Source organism: Methanoculleus sp. SDB, from assembly GCA_001412355.1.
Lineage (GTDB): Archaea > Halobacteriota > Methanomicrobia > Methanomicrobiales > Methanomicrobiaceae > LKUD01.
Genome location: LKUD01000016.1, coordinates 1 through 1,015, shown reverse-complemented (window position 1 = coordinate 1,015; position 1,015 = coordinate 1). Strand labels below are relative to the sequence as shown.

1 pseudogene is annotated in these 1,015 nt (G+C 49.7%); it reads right to left on the bottom strand.

From position 1 onward, the window contains the following. Positions 1 to 1,015: pseudogene (locus tag APR53_07460) on the bottom strand.

Sequence of the window (1,015 nt, the reverse complement as noted above, 5' to 3'; positions counted from 1 at the left end):
CTGCAAATAAACAATTTTTCAATTTCAACTAATTCCTTCTCCGAACCGAGCGATTCCGGATCACTCCAATCTGCTGCTATCCGGTAAAAATATACTCCATTGGACGGCTGGTCTCCTTCCTCATCCCTTCCATCCCAATGCACCGTATTAAATCCTGAACTCACCTCCACCGGACCCAGCTCCCTGATCTTCCTTCCCCCTACCGTGTATATCTCTATTCTCACTGTAGCCATACCCCGGGTCAATATAAAAGTGAAATCAGTTCTCTCCTCCATCGGATTGGGATAATTCATCACCTGGGTTAACTCCGGAGTTATTCCACCTTCCACCTCTAAATACCAACTGTAGTATCCTCGGTTACCCACATTGTCCGATACCACCAACAATATCTCATGCTCACCGTCTCCCTCGAAATCTATATCCCGCTTTACCCGCCCCCGGGTGGTGCTGCCCATATCATAAACAAATTCCCGGGATAACATGGTGTCCAGCTCTCCCTCATCTACCTGCATTACCATTACATAATCGGGCAACGGGGTTAAATTGATGCCGCTGGGATCTTCCATCACCAACTCCGCCTTCATCGGATCTCCCACCACTTCTCCGCTGTCCGTAATTACTCTGCCCCCCGATATCAGGTAAACCTGGGGAGCAGCGCTGTCTCCTCCTAAACCCATATCTTCCCCCGAACTGGGCAGCTCCAGATAACCTCGGGCTTCCCTGTTCTGGTTCCAGGCATACGCGTATATCATAAAATTACGGTATTCACTGCCTGAATTTGAACGGTTGATACCCGCAGGAGTGGTGAAACTAAGCTGAAAACTGTCATCTTCTACCGGAAAGATACCCTGGTAGATGGATAATCCGGGTATAAACTGATCTGAGGTGTAGTGAAGAAAATCTCCGGGATTGGGAACGGAACGGTGTATGTAATCATGACTGTCCGGCCTCTGGGGCGGCACTACCATCACTCCCACCCAGCCGTCGCCAAAACTGTCCCCGGGTATCTCCCCTT